The sequence below is a fragment of the Pseudoalteromonas sp. SIMBA_162 genome (assembly GCF_046535955.1).
GTDB lineage: Bacteria > Pseudomonadota > Gammaproteobacteria > Enterobacterales > Alteromonadaceae > Pseudoalteromonas > Pseudoalteromonas marina.
The window spans coordinates 1-235 of sequence record NZ_JAWJBQ010001234.1 but is presented as its reverse complement, the minus strand read 5'-3'; the positions used below and the strand labels follow the sequence as shown (position 1 = coordinate 235).

Below are 235 nucleotides of genomic sequence, written 5' to 3'. Positions count from 1 at the left end.
GCGGTCGCTGCCGATGTAGTACACGCGGCTGCGCACCAGCGTGGCCGGGTTCGGCGACCACTCCGCCTTCAGGTCGGTGCGGCTGTCGCGGTAGATGATCTTGCTGTCGGCCACGTTGTAGTTCTGGCGCCGCAGGTCGTAGTCGATCTTGCCGGCGATCAGCGGCGTGCCGAAGTAGCGCGTTGGCTCCTGCCAGGCGTAGGCCTGGGTCAGCGTGACGTTCAGCTCCGGCGAC

At 67.2% G+C, this 235-nt stretch carries 1 protein-coding gene; it reads right to left on the bottom strand.

What is annotated here, in order from left to right; genetic code table 11:
• A partial coding sequence (locus tag R0J88_RS23570) for a hypothetical protein (protein ID WP_410901399.1) occupies window positions 1-235 on the bottom strand: 235 nt, incomplete at both ends.